Genomic DNA, 18,153 nt, shown 5'->3' with positions numbered 1-18,153 from the left:
ATCAGCAAGGGTTACGCCACTGCAAGAATCAGGGGGGCGGGAACCAGGCCGCCAACCGGTCCCGCAACGCCTCCGTGGCCGCTGTCCATCCCGGCGCGGCTGCGCCCTCCGCCGCCGCCGCCGCGGAAAGCCGCGCCACGCGGCCGGGATCGACCGCCAGGTCGCGCAGAAGGGGCAGCAGCGCCGCCTCATCCTCGACGATCAGGCCGGCACCACCCCGGACCAGGCCGGCGGCCGGGCTTTCTGTCGGCACTACCGGCACGCAGCCCAGAAGCTGGGCATCCCGCACCGCGAGCGCCGCCGCTTCCGCCATTTCCGGCAGCAGAAGGTCGGCGGAGGCCACCGCATCCGCCAGCGTCTCCGCGATGCCGACGCCGAGTGCGCCGAGCCGCCGGCGGAGCGCGCCGTCCAGCGCCTCTCCCGCCGCCACCCAGTCGATCGGCAGCCCCGCCTGGCGGGTCAGCGCGACCAGGCGAAGCCGCGCCTCCCGCAGGGCCGGGCCGGCGGAGGGACCCAGCAGCAGCGCCACGCGCAGCATGCCGGGCCTGCGGCTGCGCCGCGCCGTCACCAGCCGGTCCCGTTCCTCCGCCGTGATGGATAGCGTGGCGGCGGGCCGCAGCAGGCAGAGCTTCGCCTCCGGCACGCCCGCGCCGCGCAGCCAGTCCAGCAATTCCTGGGACGGCGCCAGCAGCAGGTCGTGCACATGCTCGAAAGCGAGGGCGAGATAGGGGTGGCCGATGCCCCGCCCGAGCGCGGAGCGTTCCAGCGCGTGGAGATGCCCGACCACCTTCGTGCCCTGCTTGCGCAGGTCGCCGAGTACGGCGGAGAGCGCCGGCACATGGCTGCACACCAGCACGTCCAGCTCCGTCAGCAGGCCGAGCAGCGCGGGCTCCGCGCCTTCCAGGTCCCCGGCGAGCGCGATGCGCTGGCCGAGGAAATCATGCGGGCCTTCCATCGGCAGGGCGCGGCCGAGGAAGGAGACGCTGTCGAAGGCGTCGCGCAGATCCTCCCCGAGCGTCAGGATCGGCGCGCCGAGCACGAAGAGATGGGTGGCGCAGCCCGCGCGCCGCAGCGCGGTGGCCAGCGCCGCCGCGACGCGGCCGACGCCATCCGCCACCCCATCCGGCACCGCGAAGCCGACATGGCGACGCGGGCCGCGGCCGCGCGCCCGCGGCATGACGTGATCGGCGCCCACGGCGGTGGCGAGGTAGTCGGCATAGCTGCGGATCGCGGGCGTCGCGCCGGCCTTGCGCCAGATCCAGCGGCGGCGCCGCGCCGGGTCATGGTCCTGGCGGAGGCGGGCGGCGGTGGCGACGGGGGTGGGGGCGTAGGCGCCGACCAGCAGCGCCTCCTCCGCGCAGGGGAAGCGCAGCACGAGGCGACCCAGCTGGGGGCTGTCCGCATCCTCCGCCACCGCCGCCAGCCAGCCATCGGAGCCCTGGTCGCGGATCGCCTCCCGCAGCGCGGCCTGGCCGGCGGCGAAGCCGATGGGGGCGGAGACCGGCGCGGCGGCGTCCGGTTCCAGCGCCACGCCGCGGCGGTCCGCCTCTAGATGGATCGCCACGGCCTGGTGGCGGGCGCAGAGGCGCTGGAGGTGCCAGAGGAGGTTGGCGAGGAGCCCCGCCTGGCGCAGCGCCGCGACGGCGGGGGCGGGCAGCCAGACGGCATAGGGCGGCGTGCCCAGCGTCTCCGGCTCCACCTCCTCCGCCGCGAAGGATTCCGCGTGCTGGTCGAGCGTCATGCGGCGCGGCGGTGCCTCCACATCGCTGAACCACAGCACCTCGCCGCCGGCATCGGTGAAAAGGGCGAAGCGCGGCGCTTCCTCATGCTCCCAGGCCAGCAGGTTGCGGAGCGAGAAGAGGTCGCGGTGCTTCTCCCGCATATAGGCCAGGATGCCGGCGCGCTGGCGGTTGCTGTCGCGGAGCATGGACTCGCCACGCTGGCGATACTCCAGGCCGAAGCTCGGATGGCAGCGGCCGCGGAAGCCGCGCGCCAGTGCCTGCATCCAGAACTCCCAATCCTCGTAGCCCGCCTTCATCGTCTCATCGAAGCGGATGCCGGCATCGAAGACGCGGCGATGCACCAGGCTGCCGGCCTCGCAGATATTGTCGAAGGTGACATGGGCGAGGCGGGAATAGGGGGCCTGGTAGTTGCCCGACCATTCGATCCCGAACTTGTCGATGCTGGGATAGACCCAGTCCACGCCGGCCTGGCGCAACAGGCCGAGGGCATTGGCCATGGCGGTAGGCGTCAGCCGGTTGTCGGCATCGAGGAAGTAGATCGCCTCCAGCCCCGGCCAGGCGCGCAGCGCGTAGTCGATGCCGACATTGCGGGCGGAGGAAAGGCCGCCATTGCGCTTGCGGAGGTAGGTCACGCGCTCCTCCGCCAGGGCGTAGGCGGATGCGATGGTGCGCGTTTCCTCGAAGGGGCAGCCATCATCGACGATGACGATGGCGACCGGGACGCCGCCCCGCTGGGCCAGCGCGGCATCGAGCGCTTCCGGCAGCAGGCCCGGATGCTTGAAGACCGGGACGATGATGGCGATGGCGGGTGGGGTCATGCCGCCCATGGGGTGCCGCCACGAGGCGGCGAAAGCAAGCGGCGTGATCAGGCGGAGATGCGGAGCCCGGTGCAGGCGACGGACAGCACGCGGCTGTCGCCCGGCGGCTGGTGGGCGCGGCCGAAGGCGATGTCCAGCACCACGCCGCGGTCGCGCCGGCGCGCGGCCTGGGGCAGGGGGATCACCACCGAAAGCCCGGCCTCCGCCGTGCCCGCCACATTGGCGCGGGTCGGCACGCCATTCACCGCGCAGGTGATGCTGCCCTCGGTCAGCCCCGGCGCCGCGGCGGCGACCAGCACCTCGATCCGCGTGGCGTGGCGGGAGACATTGTCGAGCTTCAGGTTCACATCGGCGCCGAGCCACCGCCAGGTGCGGTCCCCGCCGCCTTCCAGCGCGTGGAAGCCGGTGCCGCGGAAGTCCCGCGCCGCGACGAAGCTCTCCCCGACCTCCGTCTCATCCGCCTCCGCGACCAGGGGGGCGAGGGGGGAGGGCGCCGTCGGCGTATCCTTCGCCCGGCCGGCCTGGGAGGCGGCGACCGTCGCGCGCAGGCCGCCGATACGCGCGCGCGGCGGCGTGCCGGTGGCCCCGGCCTGGCGGCGCGTCAGCACGAAGAGCCCGCGCTCCCCGGCGCCCTCGGCCTGGAACAGGCGCAGCGGCGCCAGCCCGTCCTCATCCGCCATCACCCAGCCGGACCAGCCGATGGCGGGCGTGTCCTGGCCGGAGAGGTCCAGCGCCTCCGCCGCGGTGATCGCGGCGGCGAGGGCGAATTCGACGGGCTCCGTCACCTCGCCCACGAGGCGCCCGGTCGCCTGCGCGACCAGCGTGCCGGCGGGCAGCGCGCCGGCCAGCCGGCCCAGCGTGACGCCGGCGCGGGCGGGGTCGCAGGGCAGGCTGTCATCATCCAGCGCGCGGCGGGTGGCAGTGGCGCCATCGCGCGACAATTCGATCGTCTCCGGCAGGAGGGGCACTTCCTCCCACCCCTGGCCGAGATCGGCGCTGCCCTCGGCATGGTCGATGGCGGTGACCGGCGGCATGACGCCCGGCAAGCCTGTCCAGACGCGGAAGGCGAGGCTGCGCGGCGCGAGGGGCTGGCCATCGGTGCCGGTCGCGCGGAAATTCGGCAGCGGCTGATGGCCGCCGAGCGAGAGGGCGAGGGTGCCGTCGGGCACCGTCACCTCCAGGCTCAGCGTGCGGGACAGGCCGGTCAGCGCCCGCTCGATGCCCAGCACCTGCCAGCCCGGCTTGAGGCCCGCGGCCGGCAGGCGCCAGGAGGCGCGTTCCTGCCCATCCTCCAGGCTGGTCAGCCGGACCTGCAGAACCGCGTCATGCGCGATGGGGCTGTCATCCAGATGCACGGCGACGGCGCTGACGCCGCGGCTCGCGATGGGCAGCAACTGGGTCAGGCTGCCGAGATTGGCGCCGCGGCCGATCCGGATGGCCGCATCCTCCCCGCCCGCCGGCTCCTCCGCGAAGACCTGGTCGAAATCCTGCCGGTTGTCGCGCGCGACATAGGCTTCAAGCTGCGCGAGGCGGGTCTGGTGATCCTCATGCGCCGCGCGCATCTGGCTGAGGCTGCGGAGAGACCCCGTCAGCAGCGCGGCCTGGCGGCGCAGCATGGCGGTGGTGCCGGAGACGACGGCAGTCGCGAGCCCCATGGCATCGCCGGGCTGCATGCGCGTGATGGCCGGCACGGCGTCGCCGCCCGGTGTCATCGCGATCGCCTGGCTCAGCGCGGCCACACCCTCCTCCGTGAAGGCGATGGCGGCGACGCAGAGCGGCGGCATGGCGGGAAGCGGGAAGCGGCTGCCCTCGGCATGCAGCAGAAGGCCGGCCTCGGCGTCATGCTCGATGGCCAGAACCGGCACCGGCACGGCCAGGACATCCCGCGCCAGGTTCCATTCGACGGCGGCGATCAGCAGCACGGGCTCCCGCATGGCCGCGACCAGGGAGGGCGGGAGGGCAGGCTGGCGGCTGGCGGTGGTGCCCGCCTCGGAGGAGGCGAGCACTGCCCGGTCGCTGCTTGGCGGGTGCTGCGCGATCAACATGGGTTTCTGACAAACTCGTGACGGCCGACCCGACCGTAGGATGGTTGATTTGCCGTGAAAAGTATTTTTATTGAGATGATGTCAGGTTGAGAACCAAGGGGGCGACTACAACCGCCTCACATCGACGCAGTCTGCCGGCCTTGGCAAGGCAGAAACAGGGAGAGCCTGGGCAGGAGTTGTTAGCGCCGTGTAAAGACATGCTGTCCGGATGCGCAAAGAGGCGCCGAACCTCCTCGCATACCCATCGCCCTCCGCCCGTCACGGCGAAGTGATCAGACGATCCTGTTTTCTGGATCGTCCTGTCTAAGGCTGCCGTGACCGCGGCGGCAGGAAGCCATCCGGGCCGAGTTGCACCGACAGGCCCTCCCGCCCGAAGGCGCCCGCGCTCTCGGCCACCATGGCGGCGTAGCGCTTGTACTCGGCCGCGCCGTTGTAGTGCTGGCCGCGGTCGATCTCCTCCAGGATCTTCCGGCGGAAGCCCGCGTGGTACTTGAAGTGGGCGAAGACGGCGGGCTGGCGGGACAGGCGCAGATTGGTCGCGCTGTGGATGCCCTCGCTGACGCGGATCCAGGGCTGGTAGCGGAACAGCGCCACCTTCTCCGCCACGAAGCCGTTGGGTTCGCTGTCCGGCAGCAGGCGATGGCGCAGCGCGGAGACCTGCTGGCAGCGGTTGCTGTAGAAGCAACTGGTCAGGCGGAAGGCCTGCACCGGCTCCCGATCCATCCAGGTCGCGGCCTCGAAGGGGGGGCGCTGGGTGAAATCCGCCTCCTCCAGCGGGCCGGCCGGGTACATGTCCACCATCCAGAGCGGCACGGCATTGGCGCGCTCCGCCTCCACCGCCGCCACGAATTCCGCGAGGCTGCGGTTCCGCCAGCCGGGATAGATCAGGAACTCGTCCGCATCCGCCACCACCGCCCAGCGGCTGATGAAATGATGCGCCAGCACCGTCTGCTGCCAAGTCACGCCGTAATGGGAGGTGCGGTATTCCCCGGCCGCGGAATAGACGACGACATCGGGCTGGGCGAGCAGCCATTCGCGCGAGCCATCGTCGGAGGCGTTGTCCACGGCGTAGAAGGCGCGGACGCCGATCGACCGGTAGTGGTCCAGCAGATGCGGCAGCATCGTCATCTCGTTCCGCGCCGCCAGCACCACGCCGATCGGCTCCGCCTGCGCCCGGGCCAGCACCTCCCCGTCGCTCAGCAGTTCGAGCTGGTGGTGGGTGTGGTCGGTGCCGACGGAGGCGAAGCTGGGCCAGAGCTTCTTCGGGCTGAGGTCGAGCTGGCCGCGCAGCGCATGGGCGCGCGCCTGGTCGCGGTCCAGGTCGAGATGCGCGACCTTGGCGGGGCCGAGCGCGCTCGGGAAGAAGGTGTTCTCGTAGATGCCGATGGGATGCGCGGCCCCGAAGGTGCGGCGGCGCTGGTAGCTCTCGTAGTCGGTGTTGTCGGGAAAGATCTCCTCCATGGCCAGCAGGTCGCCGACGAGCTTGTCCTCCATGAAGGACCGCGCGATCAGGCGCTGGCCGTCCCGCCGCGCCGCGGCCGCGACCAGCCGCCCCATGGCGAAGCGGGACAGGGTGTAGACGCCGCCACCATCGCAGTAGCGGGAGGGTTCGGGCGAGCGGTCGATGCTGCGGGCGCGTTCGCTGCTGGACTTCAGGTGGTGCCAGACGCGGTCCGTGCCGCCGATCGCGCGTTCCAGCAGCCGGCCGTGATAGTGATGCGCGCGCCAGTCCAGCGTGCCGAAGTAGTTCTCTGTGCTCAGGTAGCAGTCGTCATCGATCTTGATGAGGTATTGCGCATCGGTGTTGGCATGCACCCATTCCACCATGCGCAGCGTCTTCTGCGGCAGGTCCTCGTAGCGGTCGGAGACCGCGAGGCGCAGCACGTCGCCATCCAGCCGGTCGTCGCCATCGCCCACGATGACGATGCAGCGCGCGCCGACCGCGGCCAGGTCGCGCATCCAGGTCTCCCGGATCGCGGCCACGCGGGTGTCGAGGTACTTGTTGCAGGAATAGACGCAGACCAGCACGTCGCCCGCGAGCGCCCGGGGATCGAAGGCGATGGCCGGGCGCTCCACCGGCGCCAGCGCCGGGTCGTGCCGGTGGCGGTAGCGGAGATGGATGGAATCCCGCAGCGCCTGCAGAGCCGTCACCGCTTCCGCCAGTTCCGGCAGGCGCTGGACTTCCAGCATCTGCAGCAGCCGCGCCAGGCCGGCCAGCAGCGGCGCCGGCAGCTGCGGCGCGCCGCCGCCATCCACCGCCCGCGTCATCGCCGCGGCGAAGCGCCGCACCAGGCGCAGCGCCATCGCGGCGCCGCCATGGCCCTGGCCCGGCGGGGCGGCGGCGAGGCGCACGGCCAGCAGGCTCAGCGCATCCGCGCCGACATGCAGGTAGCGCGCATCGGCCAGCATGGTCGCAAGGTCCGACGCTTCCTCCACCATGGAAGGGGATGGATCGGCGGCCAGAAGCAGGCGGCACAGGCTGCGCTGCGCCTGCTCCGTCATGCCGCGCGGCTGGGGCCGCATCTCCCGCAGCAGGTCGCGCAGCCCATCGGGCGCGATGCCGAGCCCGGACAGCCCGCCGGGCGCGGGCAGGCCCGGCATGGCGGCGATGCGCACCGCGTCGCGCGCATCCAGCGCGACGAGGTCCGTCAGCAGCCGGCCGATGGTGCCGGGATTGGCGGTGCTGCCGGCGCGCAGACCATGCGCCGCCAATTCGCGCATCCAGATCACGGCTTCCGGGTTGCCGTGGCCGCGGAAGAAGTCGAGCGCCGCGTGCAGCGTGCCCAGCCGCTGGTCCACCCGCGCGGGATCGCCGAGCGCGGCCTCGATCTGGCGGAATCGGCGATGGGCCACGCCCATCAGCGTGTCCGGGCCCGTCTCCCGCCGCGCGGGCCCGGCTTGCCACCGCGTCCAGAAGGCCGGGGAAAGCCCGTAATGGCGGAGCGCGGCGCGGACCATGTCCTGCGCCAGGTAGTCCGGCATCAGGTGCCGCCGGTCCATCAGCAGCACCAGCGTCTCCACCAGGTGCCGGTCATGCAGGCGGGAGAACCATTCCCCCTTGAAGGCATCGAGCAGGGCGAGGAAGGCGTAGCGGAAGCGTTCCAGCTCCGCCTCCGCCAGCAGCCCCTCCGCCGCCTGGCGTTCGAGGTGACGGAGCGCGAAGCCGATGCAGGCCGTGTTGATCCAGCCCTGCATGCTGCCGGCGAGCTTGTAGAGCGCATCGGTCGCCCGCCGGACCTCCCCCGCCGCCGCCAGCAGCGGGATGGCGGAGCTGAGCGCCCAGGCATCCGCACGCTCCTCATGGTGGAACCAGGTGGAAAGCGGCACCGCGCGTTCCAGCAGTGGCAATTCGTTGGTGGCGCAGAGGGTCGGCACCAGGCCGAACCAGAAATGCTCCCGCGCCTCGCCCTCCAGCTGGTGCGACGCCTCCACCAGCCTGGCGTGGTAGAAGATGGGGTCGCCCTCATCGGCCAGCCGCGCATTGACGGCGCGGAGCGCGCGCCAGACGGCGACGCGCTGGCGATCCTCCGCCGTGGCTTCGGGCGCGGCGCGGTGCAGGGTGGCGGCGGCCGGCGCCTTGGCGGCGTGGCGTGCCAGGAAGTCGCCGAGCTTCATGCGGCGGGCGAAGTCCCGGTGGAAGCGCGCCGCCTCCTCCGGCAGGTCCGGCAGGAACCTCCCGAAGCCCAGATGCTCCGCCGCGAGCAGCGCGTTGCACTGCCCGGCCGCCGTGCCATCGCCGATCTGCGCCGCCCGCACCAGCGCCTGCTGCGCCATGGCGCGCGTGAAGAGGAGGCGGGAGGGCTCGATCACCCGCCCGTCGATGACGACGTCGATGGCCGCATCCGGCACCGCGCCGATATCGGTCCAGATGGTGCCGGGCAGCTCGATCTCGAAACCGTGGCGGGCCTGGCTGCCGCCGCTGGTGCGCAGGCCCGGCAGCGGCGGCTCCACCCAGACCGCCGTCGCGACGTCCCGCGCCTGGCCGGCGACCATCAGGCCGATGCGGGGCGTCCGCCCGGGCGGCGTGCCGACCACCTCCCCCCGCAGGGTGAAGCCATCGACGTCCGTCACCGCGCTGGTCCAGGCGGGGGGCAGGGAGAGGGGACGGCCGCCGATCGACAGGCGGGCCAGGCGGAGGTGGCGGCCGAGCCGGCCGCGCAGCGCCTCCGGCAGCGTGGCCTCGAAGCCGATCCGCGTGCCGGGGCGTCCGAGCCGCGCCGCGAGGGCGGGCAGGTCCATCCAGCGCGGCGCCACGCGCACCGGGCCCTCGCCGATATCGATCTCCAGCATCGCATCGGGCTCGGCATCGACCGCCCAGCCCAGCACCGAATCGCGCAGGATCCGGTCCACCGCACCGGCCGGCGGCATGGGCGGCGGGGGCGGCGGGGCGGCGCGCGGGGTGCGGCGGGCGAAGCGCTGGTGCGGGCCGCGCACCGTCAACTCCTCGCTGCCCAGCAGCGAGCCGGTGACCTCCCCCCAGGGCAGGTGGTTCACGGCGATGACGCAGCGCCCCGCGCCGATCTCGACATCCACCACGAGGCGGTACCAGGAGGAGGGCAGGCGGCCGAGCACCGTCTCCGACCCCCAGACCCCGTCGGTGCAGTGGTTGGTGACCAGCCAGTTCTCCGCCGCGCGGTAGCGCAGGTGCAGCGGGATGTCGCCATTCGGCGCCACCAGGTCCAGCCACACATCCTCCGCGCTGGCGGGCGGCACATCCAGGCGCAGCACCTGCACCGCGCCACCCGCCTGGCCGGAGCCGACCGTCTCCTCCGCCACCTCGGCGGCGGGGGGCGGGCTGGGGGGTGGTTCCGCCTCCCGCTCCGGCCTGGCCAGGGCGAGGCTGCCGCCGATCAGCTTGGCGCCATCGCCCACCACCTGCACCCAGGCCCCGCTGGCGCGCAGGCGGGCGGCGGCATCCGGCGCCAGGTCGATGGTGAAGCTGCTGCGCCGTTCAGGCGCATAGCCATCGCCGCCTTCCTGCGGCCGGCGGCTGCCGAGCAGCGAGTCGCGGGGGAAGCGGGGCTCCCCGCCCAGCGTCACCTGGGCCGGCACGGGCGCGCCATCCAGCAGGACCTCCAGCCGGGGCGGCGCGCCGCGGCCGCGCACCCAGCCGGTGATGCGTCCTTCCGTCACGCCTTCGACCACGCCCGGGGCATTGACCCAGCCGGTGGCGGTGCCGGCAAAGGCAGGGTCGTCGATGCCGAATTCGATGGTGACGGGCGTGGCGCGGCGCTGGCTGGCCTCCGCCTGGGCCAGCGCGTCGCGCGAAGCGGGGTCGAGCGGCACCACGAAGCCCCTCGGCAGGCCGGGGGCGGAAGGCGCCGGCATGGCCTGGGCGGCGAAGCGGTCGGCGCCGATGGTGATGCCGACCGGCCCGCCCTGCCAATCAGGGGCGGCCAGGAAGCCGCGAAGCGCCTCCGCCCCGATCCCCTCGCTGGGCAGCCAGGCGCGGGTGCCGGCCGCGACGCTGAAGGGGTCGAAGGGCTGGGTGGCGAACCAGGGCATGCTGGCGCGGACGGTAACCTGGCGGCCCTGCGGCCACTGGACCGCGACGGTGGCGCGGACCTCGCCACCCAGGATCAGGTGGATATGCGCCGGCGTCGCGACCACGAGCATCGGCAGCATCTCGATCGCCGAGAGGTCGATGGGCAGGGTGCGCTCGACGCCCCAGGCGCCATCCACCAGCTCATTGACCACGATCTGCCGCCGGTCCGGCCGCACCGACACGTGGAAGAGGATGTTCTTCTCGTCGAGGTCGAGGTTCAGGCTGTCCCAGGCGCCAGTCCGCGGGTAGCAGACGCAGCGGTAGATCATCATCATCGAGCCGCTACCTCGGTCGGGACGAAGCCGATGAAGCCCCGATGCGCCTGTTCAACAACCGCCCCTGGACGCCCATATGACGGCAGGCCTGCCCTTGCGATGGCGCATGGCCCGCCTTCGGACTTTCTAGGGCGGGTTTGGCGGCCCGTAAAGTCTGTGTCACATTTGCGTGACAAATCTGGGATGGCGCCATGGCCAGGGGGTTGGCGCGCCGGGGGGAGACGCCGCGTGACGCGGGATGGAACATGCCGCCACGCCGCCATGGCAGGGTGCGGGCTGGGGAATAGTGGCGATCTTGGGTGAGGATGTGGAAGCCGGGCTGACCGCGGCGCTGGCATCGTTGCGGGGCGGCGACCGCGCCGCGGCCTCGGCGCATCTGGCGCCGCTGCTCGGCCGCGATCCGGATGCCTGCCTGCGCGAGACGGGTCCGCTGGTGGCGCTGGCGGAGGAGTTGTCGGCCGCGACGAAGTGGCGGACCGCGCATCTCGCCTATTCGCTGCTGGTCGAGGCCGGGCATCGCGACCAGGAATGGATCGCGGGGCGCGTGGCGGAACGGGCCGCGTTGCAGGACGACTTCATCGCAAGGTTCCACGATACGGCGGCGCTGGAGCGCCTCGGCGCCTTCCTGGCGCAGGCGACCGGCCACCCCGTGGCGTCGCTGGCGACGGCGCGCATGCGCCCGGGGCTGATCGGCATGGCGCTGTTCCGGCACGACATCGCCTTCGCCGATGGCGCGGCGCCGCTTTCCGTCGTGGAGAAGGTGATGCGGTCCGACAAGCGCGACATGCGCCGCGTGCGCGCGGAAGCGCTGCTGTTCGACAACATCGATGCGGAACGGCTGATGGCGCCGCGCCACTTCGGCGTGCTGGTGGATGGGCCCTTCACCTCCACCTTCCAGGCCTTCTTCGACGGCGCGCCGCTGCCGCTCGATCGCTGGATGGCGACGCATGACGAGCTGCTCTACCGCTACTGGGCGCAGGTGCCGCCGGCGAGCCTGGAGAAGGGGCCGAGCCTGGTGCCAGTCTTCCTCGACCGGCTGCGCGACCTTGTCGCCAAGGTGGTGCCGCCGGCGGTGGAGCCGCATCTGCGGCACTACTCGCTCGACGATGTCGCGCTGATCCTGGCGCGCCGGCACGATCACCTGGCGGAACTGCTGCAGCGCATGCCGCTCTTCGTCTTCCATGACGACATGCATTGCGGGAACATCCTGGTCGGCGCCGAGGGCGGCATGACGATCATCGACTGGGACAACTGGGCGCTGGCGCCGATCGGCACGGGATGGCGCTTCTACGCCACCGATGATGCGCTGCCGGAGCCCGATCCCGCGCGCATCGGCTGGGCGCGGACGCTGCCGCCGGAAGCAACCGGCTACAACATGATGCGCATGGCGGCGCTGTGGGGCTGGCACAAGGCGCTGCGGGATTCGAAGCCGGAACTGGCGGCGCGCTGGCTGGAGAAGCTGGTCCGCCACGCCTGACGGATCGTTGCCGCCACACGTCGGACGCGAGAGCGTGACCACCGTCGCGAGCGACGGTCGCAGTTATGGGTTGCGGTGACGGGGCGGAAGCCTCATATTCCTCCCGTCAGCCTTGTTTGGTTCGGCCTGCTCTCCTTGCTCGTGATCGAGCGCCGAGCCCGGGTTTCGTTTCCCCTCAAAGCTCGATCCGGCACGCGGCGTTCGCGTGACGGGACACAGACATGAAGGGGATATCCTCATGGCTACCGGCACCGTTAAGTGGTTCAACGCGACCAAGGGCTACGGCTTCATCCAGCCGGATGACGGCTCCAAGGACGTGTTCCTCCACATCTCCGACGTCCAGCGCTCCGGCCTGCAGGAGCCGCGCGAGGGCGACAAGCTCTCCTACGAGATCCAGCAGGGCCGCGAGGGCAAGACCTCCGCGACCAACCTGCGCGCGGCCTGAGGCCGGTTCCGGGGTGGGGAAACCCGCCCTGGATCCTGCTTCGAGCAGTGGCTTCGAGGCGGCGGGCGCGACGAGCGCCCGCCGTTTCGCTTTGCGGGGGTTTCGATCATTCCCCGTTGAGCTCCGACGACGGAGCGACTGGCGCGCGGACCGCCAGCCCTTCCGCCCCGCCTTCCCGGGGGCCGCGCGTTCCGCGAGGACAGCCCATGGCACGCCATACCTTCACGGTCGGCCAGACCATCGAATTCGTCCCCGGCCGCTATGACGGTTCCGCTCCGGCGGGCACCTACACCATCGTGCGGCAACTGCCGAACGACCAGATGGATCGCGAATACCGCGTGAAGCATTCGCGCGACGGGCATGAGCGCATCGTGCGCGAAAGCCAGATGCGCGGCCGGAACGCCGGCCCGTTCGGCTGACCCTCCACGCCGGTCAGCGTGAGAGGTGCAGCGGCAGCGTGGCCTCGATCTCCCGCCACGCCGCCTCCGCATCGCCGGCGAAACGCAGCAGCGCCAGCTCGCCGGGCGCGATCATGCCGGTCTGCTCCAGCGCCTCCCACCGGATCAGGCCGCGCCAATAGGCTTCGTCCACCAGGATGATCGGCACGGGGCCGAGACGCCCCGTCTGGCGCAGCGTCAGCAATTCGAACAACTCGTCCAGCGTGCCGAAGCCGCCGGGGAACACCACGAGCGCCCGCGCCCGCATCGCCAGGTGAAGCTTGCGGATGGCGAAGTAGTGGAACTGGAAGGTCAGCGCCGGCGTGGTGTAGGGGTTGGGCGCCTGTTCCTGCGGCAGGCGGATGTTGAAGCCGATGGCCGGTGCGCCGACGTCATGCGCGCCGCGTGAGGCTGCCTCCATGATGCCAGGCCCGCCACCCGTCGCGATGACGTTGTCCCGCACCCCTGCCACCGAGTGCAATGCGCCGCCCTGTTCGCTGGCGATGCGGCCGAAGGCGCGCGCTTCCGCATACCAGCGCGGCTGGTCGCCCGGCCCATCCTCCCGCACCCGCGATCCCCCGAAGACGACGATGGTGGACCGCACGCCCCAGGCGCGCAGCGCCTCATCCGCCTTGGTGCATTCGACCTGCAGCCGCACGCCGCGCATGGCGGGGCTCAACAGGAACTCGCGGTCGAACAGCGCCAGGCGATAGGCCGCGCCCTGGCCCTTCATTCGTCCGCCCGCGCGGCGCGGCATCGGTTGCCTCCCCCGTCCTGCGGTGACCATCATGCGCGCCAGGACGCCGTCGGGGAACACGCGGCGCGGAGGATGGAATGGCCGTCACGCTGACCTTCTGCGGCGCCGCGCGCACCGTCACCGGGTCCTGCCTGCTGTTCGACACGGGCGCCACGCGCTTCCTGGTGGATTGCGGCATGTTCCAGGGGCCGAAGACGCTGAAGGCGCTGAACCACGAGCCCTTTCCCTTCGACCCGCGCGGCATCGACTTCGTGCTGCTGACCCATGCGCATATCGACCATTCGGGCCTGCTGCCGAAGCTGGTGAAGCAGGGCTTCCGCGGCCGCATCCACGCGACGCCCGCCACCACCGACCTCTGTTCCGTCATGCTGCCCGACAGCGGCCATATCCAGGAGACGGAGGTGGAGCAGCTGAACCGCCGCAACCGCCGTCGCGGCCGGGACGGCGTGCTGGCGCCGATCTACACCGCCGCCGATGCGGAACGCGCCATGGGCGCCTTCAGCCCGATCGAGCCCGGCGCCTGGCTGACGCCGGGGAAGGGCATCCGCGCGCGCTGGTGGCCCGCCGGGCACATGCTGGGCGCCGCCTCCATCGAGATCGAGGTGGCGGGCCCGCCCGCGCTGCGCATGCTCGTCTCCGGCGACATCGGCCCGGATATCGGCGGCCTGCAGTCCGGCCCGGAGGGTCCGGCCGGCCTGGACCATGTGATCTGCGAAAGCACCTATGGCGATGAGGATCGCCCGGTCGTGACGCCGGAAGCGCGCCGCGCGGAACTCGCGAAGCTCGTGCGCTGGGCGGCGGAGCGGCAGGGCACGATGCTGATCCCGAGCTTCGCCGTGGAGCGCGCGCAGGAGGTCGTCTTCGACCTGGTGCGGCTGATGCAGGAAGGGCTCGCGCCGCGCGCGCTGATCCATATCGACAGCCCGCTCGCCAGCCGCGCCACGCGCATCTTCACGCGCCACGCAGCCGCGATGCCGGAAGGGGCGGCGATGCGGGATGCCCTGGCCTCGCCGCTGGTCCGGCATGTGCAGGATGCCAATGAAAGCCGCGAACTCGCCCGCGCGCAGGGCTTCGGGATCGTGCTGGCAGGGAGCGGCATGTGCGAGGCCGGGCGCATCCGCCACCACCTGAAGCAGCACCTGCACGAGGCCAATGCGCTGGTCACGCTGGTCGGCTATCAGGCGACCGGCACGCTGGGGCGGCTGCTGCAGGATGGCGCGCGCCGCGTGCGCATCCAGGGCGAGACCTTCGGCGTGGCGGCGCGCATCGCGATGATGCAGGGCTATTCCGGGCATGCGGATGGGCCGGAACTCGGCCGCTGGATCGCGGCGCGCGGGCCCGTCTCCGGCGGCGTCTTCCTGGTGCATGGGGAGGAGGAGGCGATCGAGGGCCTGGCGAAGCGCGTGGAGGGCAGGGGCATCGTGCCGGCCGACCGCATCCTGCGGCCCGTGCTGGACCAGTCCTACACCCTCGCGCCCGGCGCCGCGCCGGTGGCGATCGCCGCGCCCGGACGGCGGGGCGATGCCGCGGCGGTCGGCCGCCCCGACTGGCACAATGCGCGCGCCGCCCTGCTGCTGGGCATCGAGGATGCGATCGAGCGCGCGCCCGACGAGGCATCGCGCAGCGCGCTGCTGGAGCGGCTGCGCCAGGCGCTTCAGTAGCGCACCACCGCCTTCACCGCCGCGTTGGTCTGGGGGAGGGAGGCGATCTCCGCCACCGTCACCGGCTTGAAGGGCGGGCGCAGGCGATAGGTGCCGGCCTGTTCGGGCGTGATGCCGCGCGCCTGCGCCACGATCTCCGTCACCGTCAGGTTGCACAGCCGTCCCTGGCACGGGCCCATGCCGCAGCGCAGGAAGGCCTTGAGCTGGTTCGGGCCGGTGGCGCCGCCGGCCACGGCCTCCCGCAGCTGTCCCGCCGTGATTTCCTCGCAGCGGCAGACGATGGTGCTGTCCTCGGCCGGGACGCGGTCCGCCGCGGCGGGGCGGTAGAGCGCGTCGAGGAAGCCGCGGCCGCGGCCGAGCCTCTCCAGCGCTGCCCGCACGGGCGCGGCGCGGCGGTCACGCTCTGCCGCGTCGATGCGGCCGAGGCGATGGGCGGCGCCGATCGCGGCGAGCGTGCCGGATTCGGCCGCGCATTCCGCGCCGGCGATGCCGCCGCCATCGCCGGCAATGGCGACGCCCTCGACGCTGCTCAACAGCCATTCGTCGCGAATCGGCACCCAGCAGAGCTGCCTGTCGTCCCAGCGATGCGCGCAGCCGATGGCGTTGGAGATGACGGTGTTGGGCACCACGCCCTGGTGCAGCAGCAGCACATCGGCCTCGATGCGCTGCGCGGCGCCGCCGGCGGTGAAGGTGACGGCACGCAGGCGGTCCTCGCCCTCGGCACGCAGTCCGGTGACGCCCGCGATCCGCCTCGGTCCGCCGCGCGCCTTGGCGAGCAGCGACAGGCCTTTCCCGAGATAGGGCGATCGCAGGAAGTCGATCACATGCCGCGCGGCGCCGGCGCGGTTCGCGGCGGGCGTCGTGTCCAGCACCGCCGTGATGGTGGCGCCCGCCGCGCGCAGTTGCGCCGCCACCAGCAGCAGCAGCGGCCCCGTGCCGGCCAGCACCACGCGGCCCTGCGGCACCAACCCATGCGCCTTCAGCGCGATCTGCGCCGCCCCCGCCGTCAGCACGCCCGGCAGCGTCCAGCCCGGGATGGGGAAGGGGCGTTCCATCGCGCCCGTCGCGACGATCACCTGGCCCGCGAAGACCGGCCGCGCCTGGCCGGCGATGGAGACGCCAAGCTCGATCTCCGCATGGCGGCCGGGCTCGTCGCCGGCGGGCAGCAGGCTGAACAGCTTGGCGCCGGCGGCATAGTCCACGGCGCTGGCCAGGAAGCGCTGCGCGATCGGCAGGCCGCGCCAGTAGTCGGCGCCCAGCACGGCGCGGTCCGTGACCGGCGTCGTCGTGATGCCGCGATGGATCTGCCCGCCGGGGGCCAGGTTCTCATCCACCACCAGCGTCGCGATGCCGAGGCCCGCGGCGGCGATGGCGGCGGATTGCCCCGCGGGGCCGGCGCCGATGATGACGAGGTCGTAGCGCGCCTCCAGCTGCGCGGCCTCGGTGATGCGCTTCATGGCGCGACCGCCCGGCGCGCGCCGGCCTGGGTTTCCACGCGCATGCCCTCCTCCAGCGCCACCAGGCAGCCCTGGCGGTTGCCGGTGCCGTCGATGGTGACCAGGCATTCGAAGCAGACGCCCATGAGGCAGTAGGGCCCGCGCGGCGTGCCCTTGGCCGGCGTGGTGCGGCAGGAGGCAATGCCATTGGCGAGCAGCGCGGAGGCCACCGTATCGCCGCGCCGCGCCGTCAGCGCTGCGCCATCGAAGGTGAAGCGGAGCGTCTCCGCGGGGGAGTCAGGCAGCCTGCGGAACATGGAACCTCGTGCCGCTGAAACAGGAAAGCTCATCGGCCAGCGCGCCGGCCTGGACCTGCGGCGCCAGCACCAGCGCATGCGCGGCCGCCAGGGTGACGCCGGAATGACAGGTGACGACAAAGGCGCCGGGCGCGGTGCGCGACTGCGCGTAGATCGGGAAGCCGTCCGGCGACATGACGCGGGATGCCGACCAGGTGCGCACGACATTCAGGTCCCGCAGCAGCGGGAACATGCGCATGGCGCGCTCCGCCATCACGGAAATGACGGGGTTGGTCACGACAGTGTCGAAACCCGCATCCTCCTGGCTGTCGCCCATCATCACGCCGCCCTCATCCGTCTGGCGCACGGTGCCCATGGGGTAGTGGAGGAAGGGCGCCACCTTCTCCGTCACCAGCACCTGGCCCTTGGAGGGAATGACCGGCGCATCGAGGCCGACCATAGGCGCCAGCCTGGCATTGCCGAGCCCGGCGGCCAGCACGACGCGCGCGCTGCGCGCCTCCCCCCAAGCCCCGGTGATGCGGAAGCCGCCATCGCGCGCCTCGATCGAATCGACGACGCTCTCGGGGCGATAGGTGACGCCGCGCCGCTGGTTCGCCACATGCAGCGCGCGGAAGAGCTTGAGGGAATTCACATGCCCATCGGCCGGCGAATAGATCGCGCCCACCACATCGGGCCCGATATCCGGCAGCATCCGCTTCGTGCCAGCGTGGTCCAGCACCTCATAGGGGATCGCCGGCGCGCCGGGCTGGGCCTGGAGGCGTTCGATGTAGCGCCTGCGCGCTTCCATCTCGTCATCGGAGAGGCAGAGCGCGAAGCCGCCGGGGCGCTGGTGCACCACGTCGATCCCGGTCTCGTCGCGGATGTCCGCCGCGAAGCCCGCCCAGCCTTCGGAGGAGGCGTAGGACCAAGCCGAATACTGCGGCATGCCCATGCCCTTGGACTGCACCCAGACCAGCGCGAAATTAGCGCGGGAGGCGCGTCGCGCGACGTCGCCCTCATCCAGCACCAGCACGCGGGCGCCGAGCCGCGCGAGCCCATAGGCCATGCAGGAGCCCACCAGCCCGCCGCCGATGACGGTGACATCGGCCTCCATCCGCGATCCCCCTCGCAATCCGGGCGGCAGCATAGGCGGGGTGGCGCGAGGCGGCCAGGAACCCCCGGCCCGCAAGCCGCGCCTTCACGGCGGTTCGATCCTGTG

At 72.2% G+C, this 18,153-nt stretch carries 11 protein-coding genes; 4 read left to right on the top strand and 7 right to left on the bottom strand.

The features are described from left to right. Nucleotides 1-28: 28 nt before the first annotated feature. The 3 genes from G3576_RS03220 to G3576_RS03210 form a co-directional block, all read right to left on the bottom strand. Nucleotides 29-2,569 carry a glycosyltransferase gene (locus G3576_RS03220; RefSeq protein WP_164692864.1) on the bottom strand — a complete coding sequence of 847 codons (2,541 nt, stop codon included), beginning with the start codon at nt 2,567-2,569 and terminating at the stop codon, nt 29-31. Nucleotides 2,570-2,607: 38 nt separating this feature from the next. Further along, nucleotides 2,608-4,566 carry a DUF6212 domain-containing protein gene (locus tag G3576_RS03215; protein ID WP_164692863.1) on the bottom strand — a complete coding sequence of 653 codons (1,959 nt, stop codon included), beginning with the start codon at nt 4,564-4,566 and terminating at the stop codon, nt 2,608-2,610. Between the two features lie 342 nt (nt 4,567-4,908). Then, nucleotides 4,909-10,425: a glycosyltransferase family 2 protein gene (locus G3576_RS03210; protein ID WP_164692862.1), complete on the bottom strand. Its 5,517-nt coding sequence runs from the start codon at nt 10,423-10,425 to the stop codon at nt 4,909-4,911. 295 nt (nt 10,426-10,720) lie between these two features. Between G3576_RS03210 and G3576_RS03205 the strand changes: the two genes are divergently transcribed. From G3576_RS03205 to G3576_RS03195, 3 genes are all read left to right on the top strand, one after another. Next, on the top strand, nt 10,721-11,902 hold the full coding sequence (locus tag G3576_RS03205) for a phosphotransferase (RefSeq protein WP_164692861.1): 1,182 nt from the start codon (nt 10,721-10,723) through the stop codon (nt 11,900-11,902). Nucleotides 11,903-12,140: 238 nt separating this feature from the next. After that, nucleotides 12,141-12,347 carry a cold-shock protein gene (locus tag G3576_RS03200; RefSeq protein ID WP_092962228.1) on the top strand — a complete coding sequence of 69 codons (207 nt, stop codon included), beginning with the start codon at nt 12,141-12,143 and terminating at the stop codon, nt 12,345-12,347. Between the two features lie 206 nt (nt 12,348-12,553). Further along, nucleotides 12,554-12,766: a hypothetical protein gene (locus G3576_RS03195; protein ID WP_164692860.1), complete on the top strand. Its 213-nt coding sequence runs from the start codon at nt 12,554-12,556 to the stop codon at nt 12,764-12,766. Between the two features lie 13 nt (nt 12,767-12,779). On the opposite strand, the gene G3576_RS03190 is transcribed toward G3576_RS03195, so the two are convergent. Next, nucleotides 12,780-13,541, bottom strand: coding sequence for an LOG family protein (locus G3576_RS03190; RefSeq protein ID WP_164692859.1), 762 nt, complete (start codon nt 13,539-13,541; stop codon nt 12,780-12,782). A 77-nt stretch (nt 13,542-13,618) separates the two neighbouring features. Between G3576_RS03190 and G3576_RS03185 the strand changes: the two genes are divergently transcribed. Continuing rightward, nucleotides 13,619-15,202 carry an MBL fold metallo-hydrolase RNA specificity domain-containing protein gene (locus tag G3576_RS03185; RefSeq protein WP_164692858.1) on the top strand — a complete coding sequence of 528 codons (1,584 nt, stop codon included), beginning with the start codon at nt 13,619-13,621 and terminating at the stop codon, nt 15,200-15,202. Here G3576_RS03185 and G3576_RS03180 read toward each other — a convergent pair. Genes G3576_RS03180 through G3576_RS03170 form a run of 3 tightly spaced genes read right to left on the bottom strand, consistent with a single transcriptional unit; the run spans nt 15,196 to nt 18,048 of the window. After that, on the bottom strand, nt 15,196-16,659 hold the full coding sequence (locus G3576_RS03180; protein WP_164692857.1) for an FAD-dependent oxidoreductase: 1,464 nt from the start codon (nt 16,657-16,659) through the stop codon (nt 15,196-15,198). The two genes, G3576_RS03185 and G3576_RS03180, sit on opposite strands and share 7 nt — an antisense overlap. Further along, nucleotides 16,656-16,955 carry a (2Fe-2S)-binding protein gene (locus G3576_RS03175; protein WP_164692856.1) on the bottom strand — a complete coding sequence of 100 codons (300 nt, stop codon included), beginning with the start codon at nt 16,953-16,955 and terminating at the stop codon, nt 16,656-16,658. Before G3576_RS03175 ends, G3576_RS03180 begins: the two co-directional genes overlap by 4 nt. Beyond that, nucleotides 16,936-18,048 carry an NAD(P)/FAD-dependent oxidoreductase gene (locus G3576_RS03170; RefSeq protein WP_164692855.1) on the bottom strand — a complete coding sequence of 371 codons (1,113 nt, stop codon included), beginning with the start codon at nt 18,046-18,048 and terminating at the stop codon, nt 16,936-16,938. The genes G3576_RS03175 and G3576_RS03170 overlap by 20 nt, the downstream gene beginning before the upstream one ends. Nucleotides 18,049-18,153 lie beyond the last annotated feature (105 nt).

Source organism: Falsiroseomonas algicola (assembly GCF_011040385.1).
In the GTDB taxonomy this organism is placed as follows: Bacteria; Pseudomonadota; Alphaproteobacteria; order Acetobacterales; family Acetobacteraceae; genus Falsiroseomonas; species Falsiroseomonas algicola.
The sequence above is the reverse complement of the archived record's forward strand: the minus strand, read 5'-3'. Positions and strand labels throughout refer to the sequence as shown.